Genomic DNA, 23,018 nt, shown 5'->3' with positions numbered 1-23,018 from the left:
GACGGCTCCTTAAACCCAATCCCGCAGCGACTTGACTGCAGCCTCCATTTTTTTCAACAGTGAACGCAGCGGCGGGCAGTCGGGATAATGCTGGTCCAGCAGCTTCCTTGCTTTCATCAGACTTTCAGCGTGTCGTTTCCTCTCGGCTTCAGGAAGTGATCGGGAGAACGTCGACCCGGACTCGTGGTAGTACAACTCAAAAAATTGCTCATTCGACAGTTCGGCGCCGTTGTATTCGCGCTGCACCCATTCGTCGAGTTCGCTGCGGATCGCATCAACGCGGTTGTAGACACCCTTACGATGGTAGGTGGCTACCAGCACTGATTTCAGAAGTCGACCGACTTCCGCATGCGCCTCAATCGGCATCTGCCCCTTTGGACGACGCTGCGGACCGACAAAAGTCTGCACATAGCCGACCGAATTGCGCTGACCGTTCGACTTAGGCGGTGTTTTCTGCTTGTCCTTCTCGGCTGCCGCCTTGGCGATGGTGCCGGGACTCACGAAGTACGGCAGCGTTGGTGCGGACTCGCCTTCCCATGCTGCTTCCACGATGGGCGCTGGCAATTTGTCCAGCGCAGCGGCGATGGGCTGCAGCGGGATGCCCTTCGTCTCCTCGGCAATCAAGTAGAGGCGTGAGCCGACATCTGGTGCGTACATACCGGCCCATTCAGGCTTGACGATGGCGAAGCCATGCTGCTGCACCCAATCTTCGCGCTCCTGAACCTTGCTTTCGACCGCCTTCTCATAAGGCTCATCCGCAAACAAATAACGCTTTGTCTCACGGTCGTACCAGATGCTGTAGTGATCGCGCCCGGGGATGGCGTTGCTCGAACGGCCACCAGGAAAGGCGCGGCTGTGGCTCTTGGATGGACGCAGCTTCGTTGCGTCCATGAAATGCAAGGCACGTGCAGCAGCGCAAACTGTGCGCCGGGCCTCAGATTGAGTACGTAGCAGATGCTCGCGTGCGAGGTGGTCGGGCCCCTCGACTCGGAAATTCACCAATGCGCGATGATTCTGGAGCTGAGAGGATGAAATCAACTCAGCCCAGGGCGCGGACAGCCAGACGGTCAACGTTTCGCGTCCGCTTCCACCCCCCTCACGGTCCTTCCAGTAAGCGGTCAGGAAGGTGCAATAGCCGGCGCGTGGGCGCTCCGCTTTAGGTGCTGCTGCACGCAGCACATTGCTCGCATGGCGAAAGTTCTGGAATCCCGCCGCCTGCGCCGCGTCGTCCAATGCGCGGACGTGTTGGATGCCTCGCTCGACCTTAAGCGATTTGGCAAGGCGTTTGATGCCGTCCAAGGTGGACGGTCGAATAGCTTCACTCGACATGACAGTTCTCCCGGTTCATGACGAAACGTCACCCGTCTGCCGCTTCTCGAACCTGAACATGGCATGTACAGGAAGAGAGGGATGTACCGGCAGTGCTGTCAACAGCTTTGCTATGACGGGTGGCAGGCTCCTGCCCGAAGCCTTGCCATCAGTATCCCACAAACCCGGGGTAATTGGCGATAACTGAATATCATGGTATTGTCAAGCTTGGTTGCCGTCACCAGCCGCACGCGCCCTTTGGGGTACGACGAAGACGGAGTATTTCAGTGCCTACCCATTCCATGTTTGATTCCTTGGGCGGCCCGCAAAGCGTGCACCGGCTCGACGCCCGATGGAGATCAATCTATGGACACCCAGAAGCTCAAGGTGTTTGCGGAGCGCTTACGCGCATACCTCGAACGCCACAACCTTATCCTCAAGCATGGCCAGGCACTCGATCTGATCGCCGCCATTCCTGGCCTGCGCAATTGGCCCGAAGTCAATGCCTTTCCTGTCCGCGTCGCTACTGCGCAGTGGGATGACCACTCGGCTGACCGGCTCGCTCAACGCATCACGAAACTGCATGGCCTGAGCCTGCCGATTGATGAATTGTGCCTAGCACTAGAACCAGAATCCGCCAGTAGGCTACCCCAGCCCCCTGTCATTGATATTTTGTTCCGCGCTCTTCTTACAGGCGATCAAGCCGCACTAGATGACCTTTCCACTCATCGAGCAGCGGAATGCGCGGACCTCAGAGCCCTTGTTAGCACTGAGCAAGCGGGTGCCGTGAAACTTGATCTTGGACTTGGCGCTACGTCCAACATCTACGTCACGCCTATTTTCGAGGGCCCCAACGCATTTTTCATATCGCGTCACATCAGCGTGCAGGCGCGACTCACTGGCGGGCAAACAACCGTGCCACTTGATTACTCTTTGAGTTTCGATTCCAACTTCGCCGAGAAAATGCGAGCCACACTGAGCGGCGAAAATATCCAACCAGTCGATCGCAACCGTGTAATCGAAGTTCTGATGCTTAAGGCCAAGAACCCGAGAGTACAGTTTGATTTAATGCCGTTTCTCTACGAGAACGTCCGTCTAGCACGGGAAAACGAAAGCAACATGCGGCCGTTAAATACAGTGATCGCCTTTCGCATGCTCGATCACTTGAACTGGGACGCTTTCAAGAGTGATCCTGGCCGGTTCGATTTCGATGCCCCCATCGAAAAACTAAAGGCATCACTTCAGCGTGAAGCTGATACCTTTTTATCAAGCTTGTATAGCGCACCCGCCATTGTGCATCACGAAGCCAAAAGCCTCGGTATTCAGGCGCTATTGCTTCGATTTTCTACACTGTGGCGTAAAGAAGGAAAAAGAGAGGCTGCGCGCATTCTTAGTCAGCTTGTACAGTTCTGCATATCGGAATTGGGGTTCCTTCCCGCGACGGAATTAAGCCTAATCTGGAGCGGCATACGTGGCAAGGTCGTTGCACCATTCTTTGGGCCGCTTATCAACCCTTCGCCCAAGCTACTCAAAGCAGTGCGTGGAATGGCCTGGGATATGACTCACCTTCGACTCATGGAACAAACCGCTCATCTCACACAGTACGGTTCATTTTTCATCCCTCACTTCGTATCCTTCGACGAGCGTTGGCGTGATCTGTTGCGTTTGAATCCCGTGCGCTTCATGGTGGTGGACGACACAAAAAAAAGTGCTCTGTTTGGTCGCGCCAACGAACTCGATTTTCAGCAGGCGCTTCACGAATGCTCAGGCGACAGCCTTTTAGGTGAAAGCAGCCCTGAGAAAATAGCGGCGCGTCGAACAGCCGCACGATCCATCACCGTAGATGCCATGCAGCAATTGGTCGCGACAGAAGAGCGCGCGTGGCTTTGAGTCAATATATGACAACGCCCTGCTGATTCAGCAGGGCGCACATCCGAACGCGACAGAATTTTCCCTGTCCGCATGTAGTAACAGAAAACGGTTGAACGCTGGCAATGTTCATACCCCCGTCTCTCGATTGCTGCGTTGCTCGATCTGTGACTGTGCTCGTTGGGTCGCTTGATGAAGCCGCTCTACCAGCATGCCCCTCGGCGGCAAGGCGGTCAGGTACTCGGCGACGTGGATGCCCGACTTGTCCAGTTCCAGCAATTCGATCTGCTCGCGCTTCTTGCCCGTGCAAAGGATGATCCCCAACGGCGAGGCTTCCTCCGGCTCGCGCTCATGCCTGTCGAGCCAGCGCAGGTAAAGCTCCATCTGCCCCTTGTACGCGGCCTTGAACTCGCCGACCTTCAACTCCACTGCCACCAGCCGCCGCAGCTTACGGTTGTAGAACAGCAGATCGAGGTGAAAATCCTCGTCGTCAATCGGGATGCGCTTTTGCCTGGCCACGAAGCTGAAACCCGCGCCCAGTTCCAGCAGGAAGGATTCCATTTCACGGATGATCGCCGCCTCCAAGTCGCCTTCCTGCCAGGTGTCGCGCAGCCCCAGGAAGTCGAGGATGTACGGGTCGCGCATGACCAGGGCGGGCGACATGCGCTGCGCATCGCGCATCGTCGCTAGTTCCTGTGCGATCGTCTCGCCCGGCTTCTTGGAAAGCGCCGTGCGCTCGTACAGCATCGAGTCGATCCGTTCACGCAGCGTCCGCACGCTCCAGCGTTCGGTGCTTGCCATCTGCGCGTAGTAGTCCCGCTGGAGCGGGTCTTTCAGCGGGATCAGCGCGATGAAGTGCGTCCAGCTCAATTCTCGTATCAGTGATACGAGAATCTGCTCGTCGGGGAAGGTGGCCGCAAACTGCACCATGCGGCGCAGGTTCTGCTCGGCAAAGCTGCCGCCGTACTCCTTCACCAACTGTGTCGCCAAGGTGGGCAGGACTTCCTTGCCGTAGGCGCCTCGGCGCCCGTCCAAGACCTGCGTGCGGATGCGCTGGCCGATGCGCCAGTAGAGCATCGTCAGTTCGCTATTCACCGTCGAGGCGGCACGCTTGCGCGCCGCCTCGATCAGTGCCCGGATGTCGCCCAACAGCGCCGAAGGCGCTGCGGGCGAAGGAACGGCGACTTCGCGCTTGCTCATGCCGTCGCCTCCGCAGGCTGCGGCTTGGTGCCGGTGATTGCCTTGCGCCGATTCGCCACCAGTTCGGCGGCTTCCCGCACGGGCTTGTCCTCGGTGTGGACGTAGCGCATGAACATCACCACGGTCTTGTGCGCCGTCAGGGCCATGCCGACCTTGACCGGGATACCCGAATTGGCAATATCGGTCGCTGAGCGATGGCGGATGCCGTGCGTTCCAACGTGCGTCGCACCCGCCGCTTTGAGTGCACGACTCCAGCCACCGTAATACTCGCCTGTGGTCAGGTGTTGCCCTGGATGGCGCGGCGACGGCAGTATGTAAGGATTGCCTTCCTGCTTCGGTGCCGTCGAAAGCAGCCGGTAGGCTTCCTCGCTGATGGGCTTGGACATACCGCCGGTCTTGCTGTCGGGCCAGACGACACGGCGGTTTTCCAGATCGATCCATTCCCATTCGAGCGAAACGATTTCTCCACGGCGGCCGGCAAACTCAAATTGCAGGCGGATCGCCAACGGGATGACGTAGTTCTCCAGCCCCTCGGCCTCAATCTTGTCGAGCTGCCGGAACAGCTTGCCCATGTCTTCGTCGCTGATAAGGTGGGTGGACTTGCCGGCCGGGAACATCGGGACATGGCGGCAAGGATTGGTGCCGTCAGGCCTATAGCCCCACACCTCGGCCAAGTTGAACATCTTGCGCAGGATGCTGAACGCCTTGTTCGCCTCGGTCTGCTTGTACGAAAGCTTTTCCATCAGTCCGGCAATGTCAGGGCGTTTCACATCGTGGACCTTCTTGCGGCCCAGCAACGGGATGATGCACCGGTCAATGACACCTTGATAGCCGACGCGGGTGCTGGGCTTGTTGCGCTTTTTGGAGTGGTCCTCCATGAACTTCTTGCACAACTCCTCGACGTTGGGGGCTTTGCGGGCTTCCGCCTTGGCTGCGCCGGGATCACCACCCCGGCGTACTTGGGCCAGCCATTCTTGCGCGAGCGAGCGGGCCTGTTCGACGGTCAGTTCCCCATACTGGCCCAAGGCAGGCTTGCGGCGCTCGCCGGCGTTCGTCCGGTACTGGAGCATGAACACCTTGCGGCCCGACGGGGTAATCTTGCACAAGAAACCGGGCACCAGCGTATCCCGGAGTTCGACGGCCTGCGCCTGTGGTTGTGCCGCATCGACAGCGGACTTGGTGAGCTTGATTTTTGCCATGATGACTCCTCAGAAAGACCCGGTTCCCAGGAGCCTTCTAGGGGCCAGCAGAGAGGAAGTCGGGTCAAGTTTCAGAAAGCACCGGCATATGATGAACCCGCCTAAGTTACTGATAAACCTGTTGTATCTAGTCTTGGCGTAGTCCAGCGAAGTACCGGGCTGGAGTCATGGTGAAATAAAAAAACCCGGTGACCAGCACCGGGTTTTTTGCATTGATTTCGCTGCAAAGCAGCCAGAAATTAACGCTTGGAGAACTGAGGACGACGACGTGCTTTACGCAGACCGACTTTCTTACGTTCAACCTGACGAGCATCACGAGTAACGAAACCAGCTTTACGCAGTTCGCTACGCAGAGACTCATCATACTCCATCAGAGCGCGGGTGATACCGTGACGGATCGCACCAGCCTGACCAGAGATACCACCACCTTTAACGGTGATGTACAGATCAAATTTACCAACCATGTCGACCAGTTCCAGCGGTTGACGAACTACCATGCGGGCAGTTTCGCGACCGAAGTACTGTTCCAGACTACGCTGGTTGATAACGATGTTACCGTTGCCCGGTTTGATGAACACGCGAGCGGCGGAGCTTTTGCGGCGACCAGTGCCGTAGTATTGATTTTCAGCCATTGCCTATAATCCCGATTAAATGTCCAGAACTTGCGGTTGCTGTGCCGCGTGATTGTGCTCGGTGCCCGCGTAAACTTTCAGTTTACGGAACATAGCACGACCCAACGGGCCCTTCGGCAGCATGCCTTTAACCGCGATTTCAATCACACGCTCAGGACGGCGGGCAATCATCTCTTCAAAGGTCGCTTGTTTAATACCACCGATGTGACCGGTGTGATGATAATAAATCTTGTCAGTACGCTTGTTGCCAGTGACAGCAACTTTGTCAGCGTTCAGAACGATGATATAATCACCCGTATCAACGTGCGGGGTATATTCCGCTTTATGCTTGCCGCGCAGACGACGAGCCAGTTCAGTAGCGAGACGGCCTAAAGTTTTACCGTTCGCATCAACAACGTACCAGTCACGTTTTACGGTCTCTGGTTTAGCTGTAAAAGTTTTCATTAAAAGCTTACCCAATAATTAGTTACACGTTGGTGAACACCCGAACGCTCGAAAACAGTTGAGGCTCACACGACCATCAAGTCCAGCAAACCTACCCCTTCGAATAGCCATTGCCGGCACTATAAAGTTTTTGGGAAAAAAACTTTGTTGTAACGTGGGGTCGCAAGATTATAGAGAAGTCATTCTTAAAAATCGACCCTTTTTCACTCGAAAATGGCGAAAAGCCATAGTCTGCGTTACGCCAAATGGGGTTGACGCAAGTACTCTTCGCTTTGCATTTCCTGCAAACGGGATAAACAGCGCTGATATTCAAATTTCAGGTGTTCTCCCTGATAGATTTCAAACATCGATGCCTGCGCAGAAATAATCAATTTGATACGGCGATCGTAGCACTCGTCCACCAGCGCCAGAAAACGGCGGGCGGTGTTCTCTTCCTTCGTTTCCATCACCGTCACATTGTGCAACAGCATCGTGTGGTAGAGGCGTGACAGTGCGATGTAATCATTCTGGCTACGCGCTTCGGTGCACAGCGTGTGGAAATCAACCGCCAGCACGCCGTCACTCGCGCCAAGTGTCGATAACGGACGATGATTGATCTCCAGCACTGGCCCCGGCGTCTGCCACGGTTTCCCGGTCAGGCGGGTAAACATCTGCTGCATCGCAGCATCCGTCTCTTCATTCAGCGGCGAGAGATAAAGGTGTGCCTGCGTCAGCGTACGCAGACGATAATCGATACCCGCATCAACATTACGCACTTCGCAATACTGCTTAATCAGCTCAATCGCAGGCAAAAAACGCGCGCGTTGCAGTCCATTACGGTAGAGATCGTCTGGCGGAATATTCGACGTCGCCACCAGCGCAATACCACGAGCAAACAGCGCTCGCAACAGTTCAGCCAGCAGCATCGCATCGGTAATGTCAGAGACGAAAAACTCATCGAAGCACAGCACATCCGTTTCGGCTTTAAAACCGTCGGCCACTTTCTCCAGCGGATTTTCCTGCCCCTGAAACTGATTCAGCTCTTCATGCACACGCAGCATAAAACGATGAAAGTGCAGGCGCATCTTGCGCTCAGCGGGCAAGCTGTGGAAAAACATATCCATCAGCCACGTTTTACCGCGCCCGACGCCGCCCCACATGTACAGCCCTTGAACCGGCGCGGATTCCCGTTTATTACGCCGCCCCAGCCAGCTACGCCATTTCCCCACGCGCTCGGATGCGCCCGCATCGCCATCAGCAGCGCGTTCACATAACGCCTGATGTATCGCCTCCAGGTGCACAACGGTTTGCCGCTGCACCTCGTCCGGCTGATATTCACCAGCGGAAAGCGCCTGCTGATAAAGCGCCAAGGGTGTTGCTTGCTGTTGTGTTGTCTGTGGAATAACCATTGCCATCGCAATCCCTGAGAAAAAAGTTAGTCGTGTTTTGCTGTGTGTTGTCGTCGATTTAAGCCGTAATCGTCGCAGTTAACAACCTTGATGTCTGCGGTAGGTCAACATTCCTTTCTGTCATCGAGTATCAGGATTCCACTCAGGCAAGGTTAACGGTTATAGTGACTATTATTAAGTGAAAAACCCTACGGGACAACGACGTCAAAATAGGAGCTATTATGACTTGGGAGTATGCGCTGATAGGTTTAGTTGTCGGTATTATTATTGGTGCTGTCGCAATGCGCTTTGGTAACCGTAAGCTGCGGCAACAGCGGGTCTTGCAAAATGAGCTGGAGAAAAGCAAAACCGAACTGGAAGATTATCGTCAGGAATTGGTGGGTCACTTCGCCCGCAGTGCGGAGCTGTTGGATAACATGGCGGATGATTATCGTCAGCTTTATCAACACATGGCGAAAAGCTCCAATAACCTGTTACCTCACGTTCCCGGTCAGGATAATCCGTTTAAATATCGTCTGACCGAATCAGAAGCGGATAACGATCAGGCCCCGGTGAACATGCCGCCGCGCGATTATTCAGACGGTGCATCAGGCCTGCTGCGGGGCGAACGCCCGATTCGCAAGTAATTCATTCAATTACCTTAAGCGTGGGGCTTTCTGTCTCACGCTTTCTCCTCTCTTGTTCTACGCTTAAAACGCTTGTACGTTTAAGATGTGTACCGCAGGCTGTCATCGCCCGATCACGCACTAAAAAAGCGATAGTTACAATCTGCTGACGAAACAGCAGTGAACTTTACACATTGATCGCCAGTCTGACTCTTCACCGTGTCTTTAAGTTTATATATCATCGTTTTATTCATCCGCAGGCCGTGAGAGAGTTAATAACAATGAAAAAAACATCATTACTATTTAGTGCACTGGCAATGAGTATAGGTTTGACCCTGTCCACGCTTCCCGCTGCAAATGCTGCGCTGCCTGCCGTGGTTCAAGGTCAACAGACGCCAAGTCTGGCCCCGATGCTGGAGAAAGTCTTGCCAGCCGTCGTCAGCGTGCATGTTGAAGGTACACAGGTTCAGCGTCAGCGCGTACCGGAAGAATTCAAGTTCTTCTTTGGACCTAACTTCCCGACGGACAAACAAAATTCTCGCCCGTTTGAGGGATTGGGCTCTGGCGTCATTATTGATGCTGCAAAAGGTTACGTGCTCACCAACAATCATGTGATCAATAACGCCGACAAGATCCGCGTCCAGCTTAATGACGGACGTGAGTATGAGGCGAAATTGATTGGGCGTGATGAGCAGACCGATATCGCCCTCCTACAGCTGAATGACGCCAAGAATCTGGTCTCTGTAAAAATGGCCGATTCCGATCAACTGCGCGTCGGTGATTTCGCCGTTGCTGTGGGCAACCCGTTCGGCCTTGGTCAGACTGCGACGTCCGGTATTATCTCCGCGCTGGGACGTAGCGGCCTGAATCTTGAAGGGTTAGAAAACTTCATCCAGACCGATGCATCCATCAACCGCGGTAACTCCGGCGGTGCGCTGGTTAACCTTAACGGCGAACTGATCGGTATCAACACCGCGATCCTGGCACCGGGCGGCGGAAACATCGGTATCGGTTTCGCTATCCCTAGCAATATGGCCCAGAATCTGGCGCAGCAGTTGGTTGAATTTGGCGAAGTGAAACGTGGGCTGCTGGGTATTAAAGGCAGCGAGATGACGTCGGAAATGGCGAAAGCCTTCAACGTCGACGCACAGCGCGGCGCCTTCGTCAGCGAAGTCTTACCGAAATCGGCCGCAGCCAAAGCCGGTATCAAGGCAGGCGACGTATTGACGACGCTGGATGGTAAACCGATCAGCAGCTTTGCAGAACTACGGGCCAAAGTCGGCACCACCGCACCGGGCAAGACCGTGAAAATCGGTCTGCTGCGTGATGGCAAACCGCAGGAAGTTTCCGTCGTGTTGGATAACAGCTCATCGGCATCAACCAGCGCTGAAACGCTTTCACCGTCATTGCAGGGGGCTTCTCTGACCAATGGCCAATTGAAAGACGGCAGCAAAGGCGTGCAGATTGATAACGTCGCTAAGGACACTCCTGCTGCGCAGGTCGGTCTGCAAAAAGGCGATATCATCATCGGCGTGAACCGCGAGCGTATCGAAAACATCACGCAACTGCGCAAACTGCTGGAAGCGAAGCCTTCCGTTCTGGCCTTGAATATCGTTCGGGGCGAAGAAACGATTTATCTGCTGCTGCGTTAATCGCTTGCCGTCTTTTTCGGCAGCTTAACTGGCCAAAACATCGCTGATGTTAAAAAATTTCTTGGAGAAATTTTTAACGTTGCATCAGCAACGGCCCGTAAGGGGGGCGGCCAGGGGTGGCACGCCATAAAAAATCGGACACCGAGTCATGCGGTGTCCGAACTTCTCGTGATATCCTCCCCTTACCTCCCTTTTCCACAGTAAATCACGGTCATGCTTGCTAAGTTATTACGTTCAGCGCTCTTTGGTGCCCTCGTCGCCGGTATTATTCTGGCCGTACTGCCCTTTGTCGGGTCTGGCACGTCGTTTCTGAAAGGCAATGACAAAAATAGTGATGGTTTGCCCATAAGTTACCATCAGGGAGTCAGCCATGCAGCGCCTGCTGTGGTGAACGTTTATAACCGCGTTGCAAAAGAGGGGAAACCCAATGAAGTCGCCATTCATCCTCTCGGATCCGGCGTCATCATGAATGAAAAAGGGTACATTTTAACCAACAAGCATGTGATTAATAACGTGCAACAAATCCAGATAGAGCTATCAGACGGCAGGCTGTACGAAGCCCGCGTGATCGGTTCCGATAGCCTGACTGATCTGGCCGTGTTGCAAATTGACGGCATCAATCTGCCCGTTATTCCGATAAATCCAGACCGCATACCGCACGTCGGCGATGTCGTGATGGCAATCGGCAACCCTTATAATCTGGGGCAAACCGTCACGCAGGGCGTCATCAGCGCCACTGGCCGCGTCAGCCTTAGCACTTATGGTCAGCAAAGAAGCCAGGTAGGACGCCAAAACTTACTGCAAACCGATGCGTCAATTAACCACGGGAATTCCGGTGGTGCGCTCGTCAATACGCTCGGTGAGTTGGTCGGTATTAACACCCTCTCGTTTGATAAAAGTAGCAACGGCGAAACGCCGGAAGGCATTAGCTTCGCCATTCCCGTGGCGCTGGCAACCAAGGTGATGGGCAAGCTCATCCGCGATGGCCGCGTGGTCCGTGGCTATATTGGCGTCAACGGCGTACAGATCGAGAATATTGAGAACAGCACGCTGACCAACAATCGTGATGCGCAGGATCGGTTAAGCGGGATTCTCGTTCAGACTATCGACCCCGGTGGACCGGCGGATAAAGCGGGTATTCGTGTCGAAGACGTCATCGTTAGCGTGAACAATAAGCCTGCGCGCTCGATTATTGAAACGATGGAACAGGTTTCGGAAATACGTCCCGGCACTGTCATTCCGGTCACGATTGTGCGTGATAAAAATCAAATCACACTACAAATGACGATTCAGGAATTCCCTACCCAATAACGGCAGTCAGGTCGGTGATAAAGTCACATCGGCAGGTAAACAAGAAACCGGGTGGGAACCCACCCGGCTGACAAACCTAATTGTGAAGATAAACCAGCTAAAACGCTTACTCGTGCTCTTTAACGCGCTCGATATTCGCACCTAACGCACGCAGCTTATCTTCGATGCGGTCATAGCCACGATCGATGTGATAAATACGATCGACTATCGTCACACCTTCCGCGATACAACCGGCTAATACCAGACTGGCTGACGCACGTAAGTCGGTCGCCATCACCTGCGCCCCAGACAGCTTATCAACGCCGTGGCAAATCACCGTGTTGCTCTCAATTTCCGCCTGTGCGCCCATACGGATAAGCTCAGGCACGTGCATGAAGCGGTTTTCGAAGATGGTTTCGGTAATCACGCCCGTCCCTTCCGCAACAAGATTCAGCAGGCTGAACTGCGCCTGCATATCGGTCGGGAACCCCGGATGCGGCGACGTGCGAACGGTAACGGCTTTTGGACGCTTACCGTGCATATTCAGGCTGATCCAGTCTTCGCCAATTTCGATCTCCGCGCCCGCTTCGCGCAGCTTAGCCAACACCGCATCCAGCGTATCAGGACGGGTATTGCGACACATAATCTGACCACGAGATACTGCAGCCGCGACCAAGAATGTCCCAGTCTCAATACGGTCAGGCACCACGCGGTAGACACCGCCGCCCAGACGCGCAACGCCTTCAATGGTAATTTTATCCGTGCCTGCACCGCTGATTTTCGCACCCAGCGTATTCAGGAAGTTTGCCGTATCGACAATCTCTGGTTCACGCGCGGCATTCTCAATAATCGTGGTGCCTTCCGCCAGCGTCGCCGCACTCATGATGGTGACCGTGGCACCCACGCTCACTTTATCCATCACGATGTGCGCACCTTTCAGGCGGCCATCAACCGTTGCTTTGACATAGCCTTCTTCCAATACGATCTGCGCACCAAGCTGCTCAAGGCCGTAAATGTGCAAATCTACCGGACGCGCGCCAATCGCACAGCCGCCGGGCAGCGAGACCTGACCTTGACCAAAACGCGCCACCAGCGGCCCTAAAGCCCAAATAGAGGCGCGCATGGTTTTCACCAGATCGTACGGCGCGCAGAACACGTTTACCTCGCTGGCATCCACATGGACGGAACCGTTACGCTCAACGCGCGCACCCAACTGACCCAGCAGCTTCATGGTGGTATCAATGTCGCGCAGTTTCGGTACGTTCTGAATTTCTACCGGCTCTTCTGCGAGTAGCGCAGCGAACAGGATGGGCAACGCAGCATTCTTGGCGCCAGAAATGGTCACTTCCCCCGCTAAGCGGGTTGGGCCCTGAACACGAAATTTATCCATAGTCTTTGTATCTCAATGTCTTAATTCAATATGTCGTCACACTGATACTGGCAGTTTATTCCCACTCGCACGGGGAACAATACTTAGAAGCCGTTCAGTTTACGGTCGCGTTGCCACTCTTCCGGCGTATAAGCCTTGATCGACAACGCATGAATACGGTTATCCGCGATGTACTCCATCAGCGGCGCATAAACGGCCTGCTGTTTTTTGACTCGGCTCATTCCAGCAAAAAGTCCGCCCACCACGATGACCTGAAAATGGCTGCCATCACCAGAAACATGGGCTTCTTCCAGTGCCAATGCGTTCATCAGCACGTCTTTAATTTCGTTATTTTCCATCGCTCTCGATTTCTATGTCAGGGGGAGATGATTTACAGGGAGGTATCTTAGATGAATATGACGCTATCTTAAACAAAGAATACGCCCCTTCAGACGATGCCTAAAGGGGCGAATCCGGTAACCCGCGTTACCGTTTAAGACACAGGAATGATTTCATTCAGGTTATAGAGCGCAATGAGCGTTTTTAGCCGATCGCTGGCACCGACAATCGTTATCTCTCCGCCTGAAGACGGCTGCTGATAAACGTGCATCAGCAATGCTAACCCGGCAGAATCAACACGGTTTAATCCAGACACATCCAGCGTCTTTTTACCCGCCAGCAACGATTCACGCTGCTGCCAGAACGGTAACAGCGTTTCACGATCCAGATCGCCCGTTAACGCCAGCGTTGATTCCTGTGCCTGCCAGTTCAATGCGTTCGCCATGTTCGTACCCAAATTACTTTTTCTGATCCAACGTGATGGTCTGCTTCGCCGAGGATTCCAGCTGTTTAGTCAGGCCATCCACGCCATTCTGACGCAATATTGCCGCCCACTCGTTCTGCTTGGTGGTGATCATACTGACACCTTCGGCAATCATGTCGTACGCCTGCCAGTTACCGGTTTTACTGTTCTTACGCCATTGGAAATCCAGACGTACCGGAGGACGGCCGCCGTTATCAATGATGGTGACGCGAATAGAAACGATATCGGCATCGCCCAGCGGTTTCTCAGGGGCAATATCATAGGTCTGCCCGTTATACATCGCTAGCGCTTGGCCGTAAGCCTGCTCCAAATAGGCTTCAAACGCTTTGAAATAGGCATCACGCTGTGCCGGTGTCGCATCTTTGTAGTAACGACCCAGCACCAGCGCACCAGCGTATCTCACCTGAACATACGGCAGCAGTTCTTCACGTACAACATTGCGCAAATAATCAGGGTTTTGTTTGATCTTTGGCTGTTCGTTCTTTAAACGATCAAACGTTTTTTCCGCCGCTTCATTCATTAAACGATAGGGATTCGTTTGATCCGTCGCGTTGGCTAATGGCGCGACCACCAGTAAAGCCACCATCAGTAAACGTTTAAACATGCAAATATCCTCTTATGGATGTGAAGGAACAGGTTCGTTGTTGTGTTCAGGGGTTGCCGCAGGATTGGCACCCGGCTCCGTACCTGATTGATCGGCATTATCTTCGCTATTGCTGCCGCTCTTATATAGGAATTGACCGATGAGATCTTCAAGCACCATCGCTGACTTGGTGTCCTGAATCACACCCCCGTCTTTCAGGATCGCGGTGCCCATTTCTTCATCTTCAAACCCAATGTTCAGCGCCAGATACTGTTCGCCCAGCAAGCCGGAGGTACGAATGGCCAGAGAGCTGGTATCAGGAATATGATCGTAGCGCTGCTGAATATCCATCGCCACGCGTGGCAGGTACGTTTTCTCGTCCAGTGAAATATCCGCTACGCGGCCAACCACTACACCGCCAATGCGGATCGGAGAACGCGCTTTCAGCCCGCCAATGTTGTCAAACGTCGCATACAAGCGGTACGTCGGCTCGCTACCAATCGATTTAAGATCGGCGACTTTCAGGCATAAAAAGAGGATGGCAGCCAGCGCGATCAACATAAACACACCAACCCAGACTTCAGTTTTCTTTGTTTGCATCGACTCAGTTCCCAAACATCAGTGCTGTCAGCACAAAATCCAATCCCAGTACCGCTAACGACGAGTGCACGACGGTTCGGGTCGTTGCACGGCTGATCCCTTCAGACGTCGGGATCGCGTCATAGCCGTTAAACAGTGCAATCCAGGTCACGGTAATCGCAAATACGATACTTTTAATCACGCAGTTCAAGACATCCTGACGCCAGTCAACCGCGCCCTGCATGGCAGACCAGAAGAACCCACTGTCGATGCCTTTCCAGTCCACACCAACCAGCCCGCCGCCCCAAATGCCCACCGCGACAAAAATCACCGCCAGCAGCGGCATGCTGATTACCCCCGCCCAGAAGCGCGGCGCGACAACGCGGCGCAGCGGATCGACCGCCATCATTTCCATGCTGGAGAGCTGTTCTGTCGCCTTCATCAGGCCAATTTCCGCCGTCAGCGCGGAACCTGCACGTCCGGCGAACAGTAGCGCCGTCACCACCGGACCAAGTTCACGCAGCAGCGACAGCGCCACCATCATGCCCAGGCTGGCCTCGGCGCTGTAAGTCGTCAGGATGAGATAGCCTTGTAACCCCAGCACCATGCCGATAAACAGACCGGAAACCATGATGATCAGCAGCGACTGTACGCCAACGCTATACAGCTGTTTCACCAACAGCGGCCACTGTTTTCCGAATTCGGGTTTACCCACCAGCGCATTAAATAGCATCAGCCCAGCGCGTCCAAATGAGGCACAGGTGGAAATTCCCTGACGCCCCAACGACGCCAACGTCCGTAATAACATGACTGCGTTAACCCCCTGAACCTAGCAGCGACGTTTTATAGTCGCCCGCCGGAAAACGGAAAGGCACTGGCCCGTCGGCGATACCATCCAGGAACTGACGAACCTGCGGGTCCTTGTTCGCCCTCAGTTCATCCGCCGTTCCTTCAGCCACCACCCGCTTATCGGCCACGATGTACGCGTAATCGGCAATGCTCATCACCTCCGGCACATCGTGAGAAACCACAATGCAGGTCACGCCCAATGCATGATTCAACTCGTCGATGAGCTTCACCAGTGTCCCGAGCGTAATCGGGTCTTGCCCGACAAAAGGCTCATCAAACATAATCAGTTGCGGGTCGAGCGCGATGGATCTCGCCAACGCCGCGCGCCGCGCCATGCCGCCGGAAAGCTCCGCTGGCATCAGTTTCGCCGCGCCGCGTAGCCCCACCGCCTCCAACTTCATCATGACGATGCTACGCAACAGTTCTTCCGGCAGTTTGGTATGTTCACGTAGCGGCCAGGCGACATTATCAAACACGTTCAAATCGGTGAATAACGCACCGGACTGAAACAACATGCTCATTTTCTTGCGCGCGTTGTACAACTCACCGCGCGACAACGTCGGGATATTCTCGCCATCAAACCAGATTTCGCCGCTGTCTGGCGGTAGCTGTCCGCCAATCAGGCGCAACAATGTGGTTTTGCCGATACCGGAAGGCCCCATGATCGCGGTGACCTTGCCTTTAGGAACATTCAGCGTGATGTCCGTAAAAATCTCTCGCTCTCCGCGCCGAAAGCTAAGACCACGGATCTCGACCAGATTAGTTGCCTCATGGTTCATTATTTCCATTCCTTACCCATCAGTACGCTCACAAAGAGGTCTTTTCACTCCAGCCTAACGGCTGGCATTCATCAAGGTGCGAGTTTTACAAAAACTTACCGTAAGTTCTTGTCCAAAATGGCGGCACAAACCGTTACTGGGTTTTACTTATCGCGACAGGTTTTACTTTTCCGCCAAGCACCGTCAGAATTAGCACTCATCACAGAAAATGCTTTTTGTGCGAAAATCGTCCAGAAATACTGACTTATTCGACAACAGGCCGGTGATTATACACTAAATAATTCGAGTTGCAGGAAGGCTGCGGCGCAGTGAATCCTCAGGAGCTTACACCAGTAAGTGACTGAGGTGAGCGAGTATAGCCAACGCTCATGCAGCTTGAAGTATGACGGGTATATATCCTATTAAAGGACGCTGCATGCTTTTTGCAACACTACTCTTGTTCGTTGGTTTGCTATTACTGGTTTACGGTGCAGATCGTCTTGTCTATGGCGCTGCCGTGCTCGCGCGTTCTCTTGGCTTACCGCCTTTCGTCATTGGCATCACCATTGTCGGCTTTGGCACCTCGCTACCCGAGCTCATCGTTTCGGTTACTGCGGCTTTGAACGATCAGAGCGACATGGCCGTCGGTAATGTTCTGGGTTCCAATATCACCAATATTTTACTCATTCTCGGCAGCGCGGCGCTCATTCGCCCGCTAACGGTACATTCAACCATCCTGCGCGGGGAATTGCCGCTCATGTTATTCGTCACTTTATTGTGTGGCGTGTTACTGCATGATAGCTACCTGAGCCGCACCGACGGCACAATGCTGCTCGTAGCCGCCATGCTGTGTCTGGTGTTGATACTCCGCATGGCGCAGCGGGAAGGCGGCGATATCCTGACACGTGAACAGCTAGCAGAACTCCCGCAGGATGACAGCAGCCAGATGGTCGCCGTGCTGTGGTTGATTCTCGGCATGATTATTTTACCCATGGCCGCCCGTATGGTGGTGGATAACGCTACCGTCATTGCACGCTACTTCGATGTCAGCGAGTTGACTATCGGGCTGACCATATTGGCGATTGGCACTAGCCTACCTGAGCTTGCTACCGCCATCGTCGGGACGTTGAAGAAAGAAGATGATATTGCGCTGGGCAACCTGATTGGCTCGAACATTTTTAATATCGCGATTGTTCTGGGCGTACCTGCTTTGCTCTCGCCGGGCGCACTGAATCCTCAGGCTTTTCAGCGCGACTATTGGGTCATGCTGGCGGCAAGCGTACTGTTAACCGCACTGTGCCTCAGCAAAAAACGCCGTATAGGACAGGGCGCAGGCGCATTATTATGCGGTGCGTTTATCGCCTATCTGGCGGCCCTATTTTGCTTTTCATAAGAAGTTTTGCTTTTCATAAGAAGTTTTGCTTTTCATAAGAAGTTTTGTTTTCCATCATAATCAGGACTATTGGTATGTCACAGTTTGAACAAGATGCTCATCTAAAACAGCAGTCTGACCGTGCACTATCCGATCATGCGCCACAAGCCGATCACACGCGACAAAAGGCTCATGAACTAGCAGATTTCGACTTCCAGCAGGCGGGCAAGCAGGTACTGAGTATCGAACGCGATGGGCTTGCGCAATTAGACCAGTACATTGATGACAATTTTACCCTCGCCTGCAAAAAGATATTCGATTGCCAGGGCAAAGTGGTCGTGATGGGAATGGGCAAATCCGGCCACATCGGCTGCAAGATTGCTGCGACCTTCGCCAGCACCGGTACACCTGCCTTTTTTGTTCATCCGGGCGAAGCCAGCCACGGTGATCTCGGCATGGTGACGCCGCACGATATCGTGATCGCGATTTCCAACTCGGGCGAGTCCCATGAAATTCTGTCGTTGATTCCCGTTCTGAAACGCCAAAACGTGTTCCTGATTTGCATGACCAGCGCACCGGAAAGTACGATGGGTAAAGCGGCGGATATTCACCTGTGCGTTCACGTCCCGCAGGAAGCCTGCCCGCTCGGTCTGGCCCCCACCACCAGCACGACTGCGACGCTGGTCATGGGAGATGCGCTGGCAGTAGCCTTGTTACAGGCGCGCGGCTTTACCGCAGAAGATTTCGCCCTTTCTCACCCCGGTGGCGCACTCGGCCGCAAACTTTTACTGCGCGTCAGCGATATCATGCATTCGGGCGACGAGATTCCCCATGTCCCACACGATGCCTCATTACGTGATGCCCTGGTGGAAATTACGCGCAAAAATCTGGGTATGACGGTAATCTGCGAAGCGGATATGAAAATTCTGGGCATCTTTACCGATGGTGACCTGCGCCGCATCTTCGACATGAATATTGACTTGAACAGCGCGCGCATTGCTGATGTGATGACCGCGGGCGGCATCCGTGTCGCACCGCAAACGCTGGCGGTGGATGCGCTTAACCTGATGCAGTCGCGCCACATCACCTCAGTGCTGGTGGCAGAAAACGATCGTCTGGTCGGGATCGTCCATATGCACGATATGCTGCGGGCTGGCGTGGTTTAAAAAGAAAGGATAATAGTGAATGAGTGAAGTCAGGGCGCAAACCGATACCTGCTATGGGCCTGTCGATCAACAGGTACTGGATAAAGCCCGTGAGGTTCGCCTGTTAATTTGCGACGTTGACGGCGTGATGTCCGATGGTCTGATTTATATGGGCAATCACGGCGAAGAGCTGAAAGCCTTTAACGTCCGCGACGGTTATGGTATTCGCTGTTTGCTGACGTCCGATATTGAGGTTGCCATCATTACCGGTCGTTCAGCAAAACTGCTGGAAGATCGGTGTAAGACACTGGGTATTAACCATCTTTATCAAGGGCAATCGGATAAGGTTTTGGCCTTCAACGATCTCTTGGATAAACTGTCAATAACAGCAAATCAGGTGGCATATATCGGCGACGATATGATCGACTGGCCAGTGATGGCGCAGGTCGGGCTGAGTGTTGCCGTGGCAGACGCCCATCCGCTGCTGTTACCACGCGCAGATTATGTCACCCGCATTGCGGGAGGTCGTGGCGCAGTGCGTGAGCTGTGTGATTTGATTCTGTTTTCGCAGGACAAACTGGAGCATGCCAGAGGGCTGTCAATATGAGCAAAACCAAGCGTTGGCTCACCGCTTTTCTGGCCCTGTTGGTGCTTATCCTCATCGGCTGGAATATTGCAGATGGCGACACGGTAGCAGCACCGGATGCAAACGACCCCGCCGTGCCGGTTTATACCAGCGAAAAGACCAACACGCAGGTATACAGCCCTGCGGGTAAGCTGAGCTACAGACTGGTTTCGGAAAAAGCAGAGTATTTCAACGACGAGCAGTTGAGCTGGTTTATCACGCCTATTGCTACGCTGTTCAATGAGCAAGGCACGGCAACTTGGTCAGTCCGCGCCGATCGCGCCAAGCTGACAAAAGACAAGATGCTCTATCTGTACGGCAACGTCGAGGTGAATAGCCTGGCGAAAGACGCACAGCTTCAGCGCATCACAACGAATAATGCCCAGGTGAATCTGGTCACGCAGGACATCGCTTCCGATGATGAAGTGACCCTGTACGGTGCTAGCTTTACCTCAAGCGGAATGAAAATGCGCGGAAATCTGCGTAACAAAACGGCCGAGTTGATCGAAAAGGTAAAAACCTCTTATGAAATCCAAAACCAATAATCTGATGCGTAACACCCTGATCGCCAGCTCGCTGTTCGCCGTCAGCGTTTCCGCCTTTGCCGTGACCGGCGATAGCAATCAACCTATTCACATTGATTCAGCACAGCAATCTCTGGACATGCAGGGCAACACGGTGACGTTCACCGGTAATGTTGTCGTGAAGCAAGGCACGATTGAAGTAAAAGCCGACAAGGTCGTCGTGACGCGTCCACAGGGCACGCAAGGCAGTGAAGTGGTCGAAGGTTACGGCAACCCTGTGACGTTCTACCAGATGCAGGACAACGGCAAACCGGTAAAAGGGCGCGCGCAGAAAATCCGCTACGAGCTGGCCACCGACTTTCTGGTGCTGACAGGCAATGCCTATCTGGAACAGCAGGACAGCAATGTCAAAGGCGATCGCATCACTTATCTGGTAAAACAGCAGCAGATGGAAGCGACCAGCGACAAAGGAAAACGCGTGACGACGGTGTTGGTCCCTTCTCAGCTTCAGGAGAAAGAGAACAAGAGCCAGCCTTCTCGTTCTCAGCAATCGCAACCACGGGTCACTGAATAAGTTATGGCAACACTAACCGCAGAAAATCTAGCCAAGGCGTACAAAGGCCGTAAAGTCGTGGAAAACGTCAGCCTCACTGTTAATTCTGGTGAAATCGTCGGCCTGCTAGGGCCGAATGGTGCCGGCAAAACGACAACGTTCTACATGGTCGTAGGCATCGTTCCGCGTGATGAAGGCCGCATCGTCATTGACGACAATGACATCAGCCTGCTTCCCCTGCACGAACGCGCCCTGCGCGGCATCGGCTATCTGCCGCAGGAAGCCTCTATTTTTCGGCGCTTAAGCGTCTATGACAACCTGATGGCGGTATTACAGATCCGTAAAGATCTGACGACCGAACAGCAGGAAGATCGTGCCAATGAGCTAATGGAAGAATTCCATATTATTCATTTGCGCGATAGTCTGGGACAATCGCTGTCCGGTGGAGAAAGACGCCGCGTAGAGATTGCGCGTGCGCTGGCAGCGAATCCGAAGTTCATCCTGCTGGATGAACCGTTTGCGGGCGTAGACCCGATCTCCGTACTGGATATTAAAAAAATCATTGAGCATCTGCGTGACAGCGGGCTTGGCGTGTTGATTACCGATCATAACGTCCGCGAAACGCTTGATGTTTGTGAACGAGCCTACATCGTGAGTCAGGGTAACCTGATCGCCCACGGTTCACCGACCGATATTCTGGCCGATGAACAGGTGAAACGCGTCTATCTGGGCGAAGGCTTCCGACTCTGATAGGGTAATATCTTCTCTTTGCAGTACTTATGGGACGTTAGCGCGATTTATGAAGCAAGGTTTGCAACTCAGGCTTAGCCAGCAACTGGCCATGACTCCACAGCTCCAACAGGCGATCCGCCTGTTGCAACTGTCCACGCTTGAATTGCAACAGGAGATTCAACTGGCGTTAGAAAGTAATCCGTTGCTCGAACAAACGGATCAGCACGACGAAATCGAGTCATTTGAAAAGGCAGACAGCGATTCACTGGATACCGGTGAAGCCCTTGAACAAAGGGACATGCCAGAAGAATTGCCGCTCGATGCCACCTGGGATGAAATTTACTCCGCAGGCACACCATCGGGCACTGGCACCGACTATCGCGATGAAGAACTGCCGATTTATCAAGGTGAAACCACGCAAACGCTTCAGGATTACCTGATGTGGCAAGTTGAGCTGACGCCGTTTTCCGACACCGATGCGGCTATCGCGACCTCTATCGTCGATGCGGTGGACAACACCGGTTACCTGACCGTACCGCTGCAGGACATTCTTGAGAGCATCGGTGACGATGACGTGACGCTGGAAGAGGTTGAAGCCGTACTCAAACGCGTGCAGCGCTTCGATCCCGTTGGCGTCGCCGCTCGCGATCTACGTGATTGTCTGCTGGTGCAGCTTTCCCAATTCGCCGACGACACGCCACGCCTGACCGAAGCGCGCCTGATCGTCAGCGATCATCTCGATCTGTTAGCCAACCATGATTTCCGCAGCCTGATCCGCGTTACTCGTCTGAAAGAAGAGGTGCTGAAAGAAGCGCTGGCGCTGATCCAATCGCTCGATCCCCGTCCGGGACAATCGATCAACACCGGTGAATCCGAATACGTGATTCCTGACGTGCTGGTACGTAAAGTTCAGGGGATCTGGACCGTCGAACTGAACACCGACAGCGTTCCTCGGTTGCAAATTAACCAGCAATACGCTGCGCTGGGTAACAGCGCGCGCAACGACAGCGACGGGCAGTTTATCCGCAGCAATCTGCAAGAAGCGCGCTGGCTCATTAAAAGCCTGGAAAGCCGCAATGACACGCTGCTGAAGGTCACCCGCTGCATCGTCGAACAGCAGCAGGATTTCTTCGATCAGGGTGAAGAATTCATGAAGCCCATGGTACTAGCAGACATCGCGCAAGCGGTGGATATGCATGAATCGACCATCTCACGCGTGACGACACAGAAGTTCCTGCACAGCCCGCGCGGCATTTTTGAGCTAAAATATTTCTTCTCCAGCCACGTTAATACCGATAGCGGCGGAGAAGCCTCGTCAACGGCAATCCGCGCGTTGGTGAAGAAGCTTATTGCAGCGGAAAACCCCGTGAAGCCACTGAGCGATAGCAAGCTGACGGCGCTGCTCTCCGATCAGGGCATCATCGTGGCGCGTCGAACCGTGGCAAAATACCGAGAGTCTTTATCTATCCCACCATCGAATCAGCGTAAACAACTGGTTTGATCTCAACAGAGAAGGAAG

General features: G+C 53.9%; 24 protein-coding genes. 11 read left to right on the top strand and 13 right to left on the bottom strand.

The annotated features are described in order from the left end of the window. Positions 1-9: 9 nt before the first annotated feature. Positions 10-1,329 (bottom strand): DUF5623 domain-containing protein, encoded by a 1,320-nt coding sequence (locus tag IG609_RS01535; RefSeq protein ID WP_193401082.1) that lies wholly within the window; start codon positions 1,327-1,329, stop codon positions 10-12. A gap of 345 nt (positions 1,330-1,674) precedes the next feature. On the opposite strand from IG609_RS01535, the gene IG609_RS01530 reads away from it, so the two are divergent. Further along, entirely contained in the window at positions 1,675-3,198 is a 1,524-nt protein-coding gene (locus tag IG609_RS01530; RefSeq protein WP_226374259.1) for a hypothetical protein, read from the top strand. 108 nt (positions 3,199-3,306) lie between these two features. On the opposite strand, the gene IG609_RS01525 is transcribed toward IG609_RS01530, so the two are convergent. The 5 genes from IG609_RS01525 to zapE form a co-directional block, all read right to left on the bottom strand. After that, entirely contained in the window at positions 3,307-4,377 is a 1,071-nt protein-coding gene (locus IG609_RS01525; RefSeq protein ID WP_193401084.1) for a PDDEXK nuclease domain-containing protein, read from the bottom strand. Next, the gene (locus IG609_RS01520; RefSeq protein WP_193401086.1) at positions 4,374-5,576 is read right to left on the bottom strand and encodes a tyrosine-type recombinase/integrase; all 1,203 of its coding nucleotides are present in this window, start codon (positions 5,574-5,576) and stop codon (positions 4,374-4,376) included. The genes IG609_RS01525 and IG609_RS01520 overlap by 4 nt, the downstream gene beginning before the upstream one ends. Positions 5,577-5,815: 239 nt before the next feature. Further along, positions 5,816-6,208, bottom strand: a complete 393-nt coding sequence (rpsI, locus tag IG609_RS01515) for a 30S ribosomal protein S9 (RefSeq protein ID WP_010280182.1) — start codon at positions 6,206-6,208, stop codon at positions 5,816-5,818. A 15-nt stretch (positions 6,209-6,223) separates the two neighbouring features. Then, positions 6,224-6,652 carry a 50S ribosomal protein L13 gene (rplM, locus tag IG609_RS01510; RefSeq protein ID WP_005975488.1) on the bottom strand — a complete coding sequence of 143 codons (429 nt, stop codon included), beginning with the start codon at positions 6,650-6,652 and terminating at the stop codon, positions 6,224-6,226. A gap of 236 nt (positions 6,653-6,888) precedes the next feature. Then, positions 6,889-8,040: a cell division protein ZapE gene (gene zapE, locus IG609_RS01505; RefSeq protein ID WP_193397226.1), complete on the bottom strand. Its 1,152-nt coding sequence runs from the start codon at positions 8,038-8,040 to the stop codon at positions 6,889-6,891. 221 nt (positions 8,041-8,261) lie between these two features. Here zapE and zapG point away from each other — a divergent pair, with 221 nt between their 5' ends. The 3 genes from zapG (at position 8,262) to degS (ending at position 11,608) form a co-directional block, all read left to right on the top strand. After that, positions 8,262-8,666 carry a Z-ring associated protein ZapG gene (zapG, locus tag IG609_RS01500; protein WP_193397186.1) on the top strand — a complete coding sequence of 135 codons (405 nt, stop codon included), beginning with the start codon at positions 8,262-8,264 and terminating at the stop codon, positions 8,664-8,666. A 260-nt stretch (positions 8,667-8,926) separates the two neighbouring features. Then, positions 8,927-10,297: a serine endoprotease DegQ gene (degQ, locus tag IG609_RS01495; protein WP_137740624.1), complete on the top strand. Its 1,371-nt coding sequence runs from the start codon at positions 8,927-8,929 to the stop codon at positions 10,295-10,297. Positions 10,298-10,510: 213 nt separating this feature from the next. Further along, positions 10,511-11,608 (top strand): outer membrane-stress sensor serine endopeptidase DegS, encoded by a 1,098-nt coding sequence (gene degS, locus IG609_RS01490; RefSeq protein ID WP_180786424.1) that lies wholly within the window; start codon positions 10,511-10,513, stop codon positions 11,606-11,608. A 106-nt stretch (positions 11,609-11,714) separates the two neighbouring features. Here degS and murA read toward each other — a convergent pair whose 3' ends face one another. From murA to mlaF, 7 genes are all read right to left on the bottom strand, one after another. Continuing rightward, positions 11,715-12,977, bottom strand: a complete 1,263-nt coding sequence (gene murA, locus IG609_RS01485) for a UDP-N-acetylglucosamine 1-carboxyvinyltransferase (RefSeq protein WP_180786425.1) — start codon at positions 12,975-12,977, stop codon at positions 11,715-11,717. Between the two features lie 83 nt (positions 12,978-13,060). Continuing rightward, the gene (gene ibaG / locus IG609_RS01480; RefSeq protein WP_010280170.1) at positions 13,061-13,315 is read right to left on the bottom strand and encodes a BolA family iron metabolism protein IbaG; all 255 of its coding nucleotides are present in this window, start codon (positions 13,313-13,315) and stop codon (positions 13,061-13,063) included. Between the two features lie 134 nt (positions 13,316-13,449). After that, complete coding sequence (mlaB, locus tag IG609_RS01475; protein WP_193397187.1) at positions 13,450-13,740, bottom strand: lipid asymmetry maintenance protein MlaB; 291 nt, start codon at positions 13,738-13,740, stop codon at positions 13,450-13,452. Positions 13,741-13,753: 13 nt separating this feature from the next. Then, the gene (gene mlaC, locus IG609_RS01470) at positions 13,754-14,383 is read right to left on the bottom strand and encodes a phospholipid-binding protein MlaC (RefSeq protein ID WP_193397188.1); all 630 of its coding nucleotides are present in this window, start codon (positions 14,381-14,383) and stop codon (positions 13,754-13,756) included. A gap of 12 nt (positions 14,384-14,395) precedes the next feature. Then, the gene (mlaD, locus tag IG609_RS01465; protein WP_193397189.1) at positions 14,396-14,962 is read right to left on the bottom strand and encodes an outer membrane lipid asymmetry maintenance protein MlaD; all 567 of its coding nucleotides are present in this window, start codon (positions 14,960-14,962) and stop codon (positions 14,396-14,398) included. 4 nt (positions 14,963-14,966) lie between these two features. Then, complete coding sequence (gene mlaE, locus IG609_RS01460) at positions 14,967-15,749, bottom strand: lipid asymmetry maintenance ABC transporter permease subunit MlaE (protein ID WP_193397190.1); 783 nt, start codon at positions 15,747-15,749, stop codon at positions 14,967-14,969. A 7-nt stretch (positions 15,750-15,756) separates the two neighbouring features. After that, positions 15,757-16,569 (bottom strand): phospholipid ABC transporter ATP-binding protein MlaF, encoded by an 813-nt coding sequence (mlaF, locus tag IG609_RS01455; protein ID WP_193397191.1) that lies wholly within the window; start codon positions 16,567-16,569, stop codon positions 15,757-15,759. A gap of 415 nt (positions 16,570-16,984) precedes the next feature. Here mlaF and IG609_RS01450 point away from each other — a divergent pair, with 415 nt between their 5' ends. The 7 genes from IG609_RS01450 (at position 16,985) to rpoN (ending at position 23,000) form a co-directional block, all read left to right on the top strand. Then, the gene (locus IG609_RS01450; RefSeq protein ID WP_193397192.1) at positions 16,985-17,941 is read left to right on the top strand and encodes a calcium/sodium antiporter; all 957 of its coding nucleotides are present in this window, start codon (positions 16,985-16,987) and stop codon (positions 17,939-17,941) included. 74 nt (positions 17,942-18,015) lie between these two features. Then, positions 18,016-19,086 carry an arabinose-5-phosphate isomerase KdsD gene (gene kdsD, locus IG609_RS01445; RefSeq protein ID WP_193397193.1) on the top strand — a complete coding sequence of 357 codons (1,071 nt, stop codon included), beginning with the start codon at positions 18,016-18,018 and terminating at the stop codon, positions 19,084-19,086. A gap of 19 nt (positions 19,087-19,105) precedes the next feature. Then, positions 19,106-19,672, top strand: coding sequence for a 3-deoxy-manno-octulosonate-8-phosphatase KdsC (kdsC, locus tag IG609_RS01440; RefSeq protein ID WP_193397194.1), 567 nt, complete (start codon positions 19,106-19,108; stop codon positions 19,670-19,672). Continuing rightward, positions 19,669-20,235: an LPS export ABC transporter periplasmic protein LptC gene (gene lptC, locus IG609_RS01435; protein ID WP_193397195.1), complete on the top strand. Its 567-nt coding sequence runs from the start codon at positions 19,669-19,671 to the stop codon at positions 20,233-20,235. The genes kdsC and lptC overlap by 4 nt, the downstream gene beginning before the upstream one ends. Next, a complete protein-coding gene (lptA, locus tag IG609_RS01430; RefSeq protein ID WP_193397196.1) occupies positions 20,216-20,788 on the top strand; it encodes a lipopolysaccharide ABC transporter substrate-binding protein LptA in 573 nt (190 codons plus the stop codon). Before lptC ends, lptA begins: the two co-directional genes overlap by 20 nt. A 3-nt stretch (positions 20,789-20,791) precedes the next feature. After that, positions 20,792-21,517 (top strand): LPS export ABC transporter ATP-binding protein, encoded by a 726-nt coding sequence (lptB, locus tag IG609_RS01425; protein ID WP_102117081.1) that lies wholly within the window; start codon positions 20,792-20,794, stop codon positions 21,515-21,517. Positions 21,518-21,566: 49 nt separating this feature from the next. Beyond that, on the top strand, positions 21,567-23,000 hold the full coding sequence (rpoN, locus tag IG609_RS01420; RefSeq protein ID WP_193397197.1) for an RNA polymerase factor sigma-54: 1,434 nt from the start codon (positions 21,567-21,569) through the stop codon (positions 22,998-23,000). Positions 23,001-23,018: the final 18 nt, after the last annotated feature.

The sequence above is a fragment of the Pectobacterium quasiaquaticum genome (genome assembly GCF_014946775.2).
In the GTDB taxonomy this organism is placed as follows: domain Bacteria; phylum Pseudomonadota; class Gammaproteobacteria; order Enterobacterales; family Enterobacteriaceae; genus Pectobacterium; species Pectobacterium aquaticum.
This window is presented reverse-complemented; position numbering and strand designations above follow the sequence as displayed.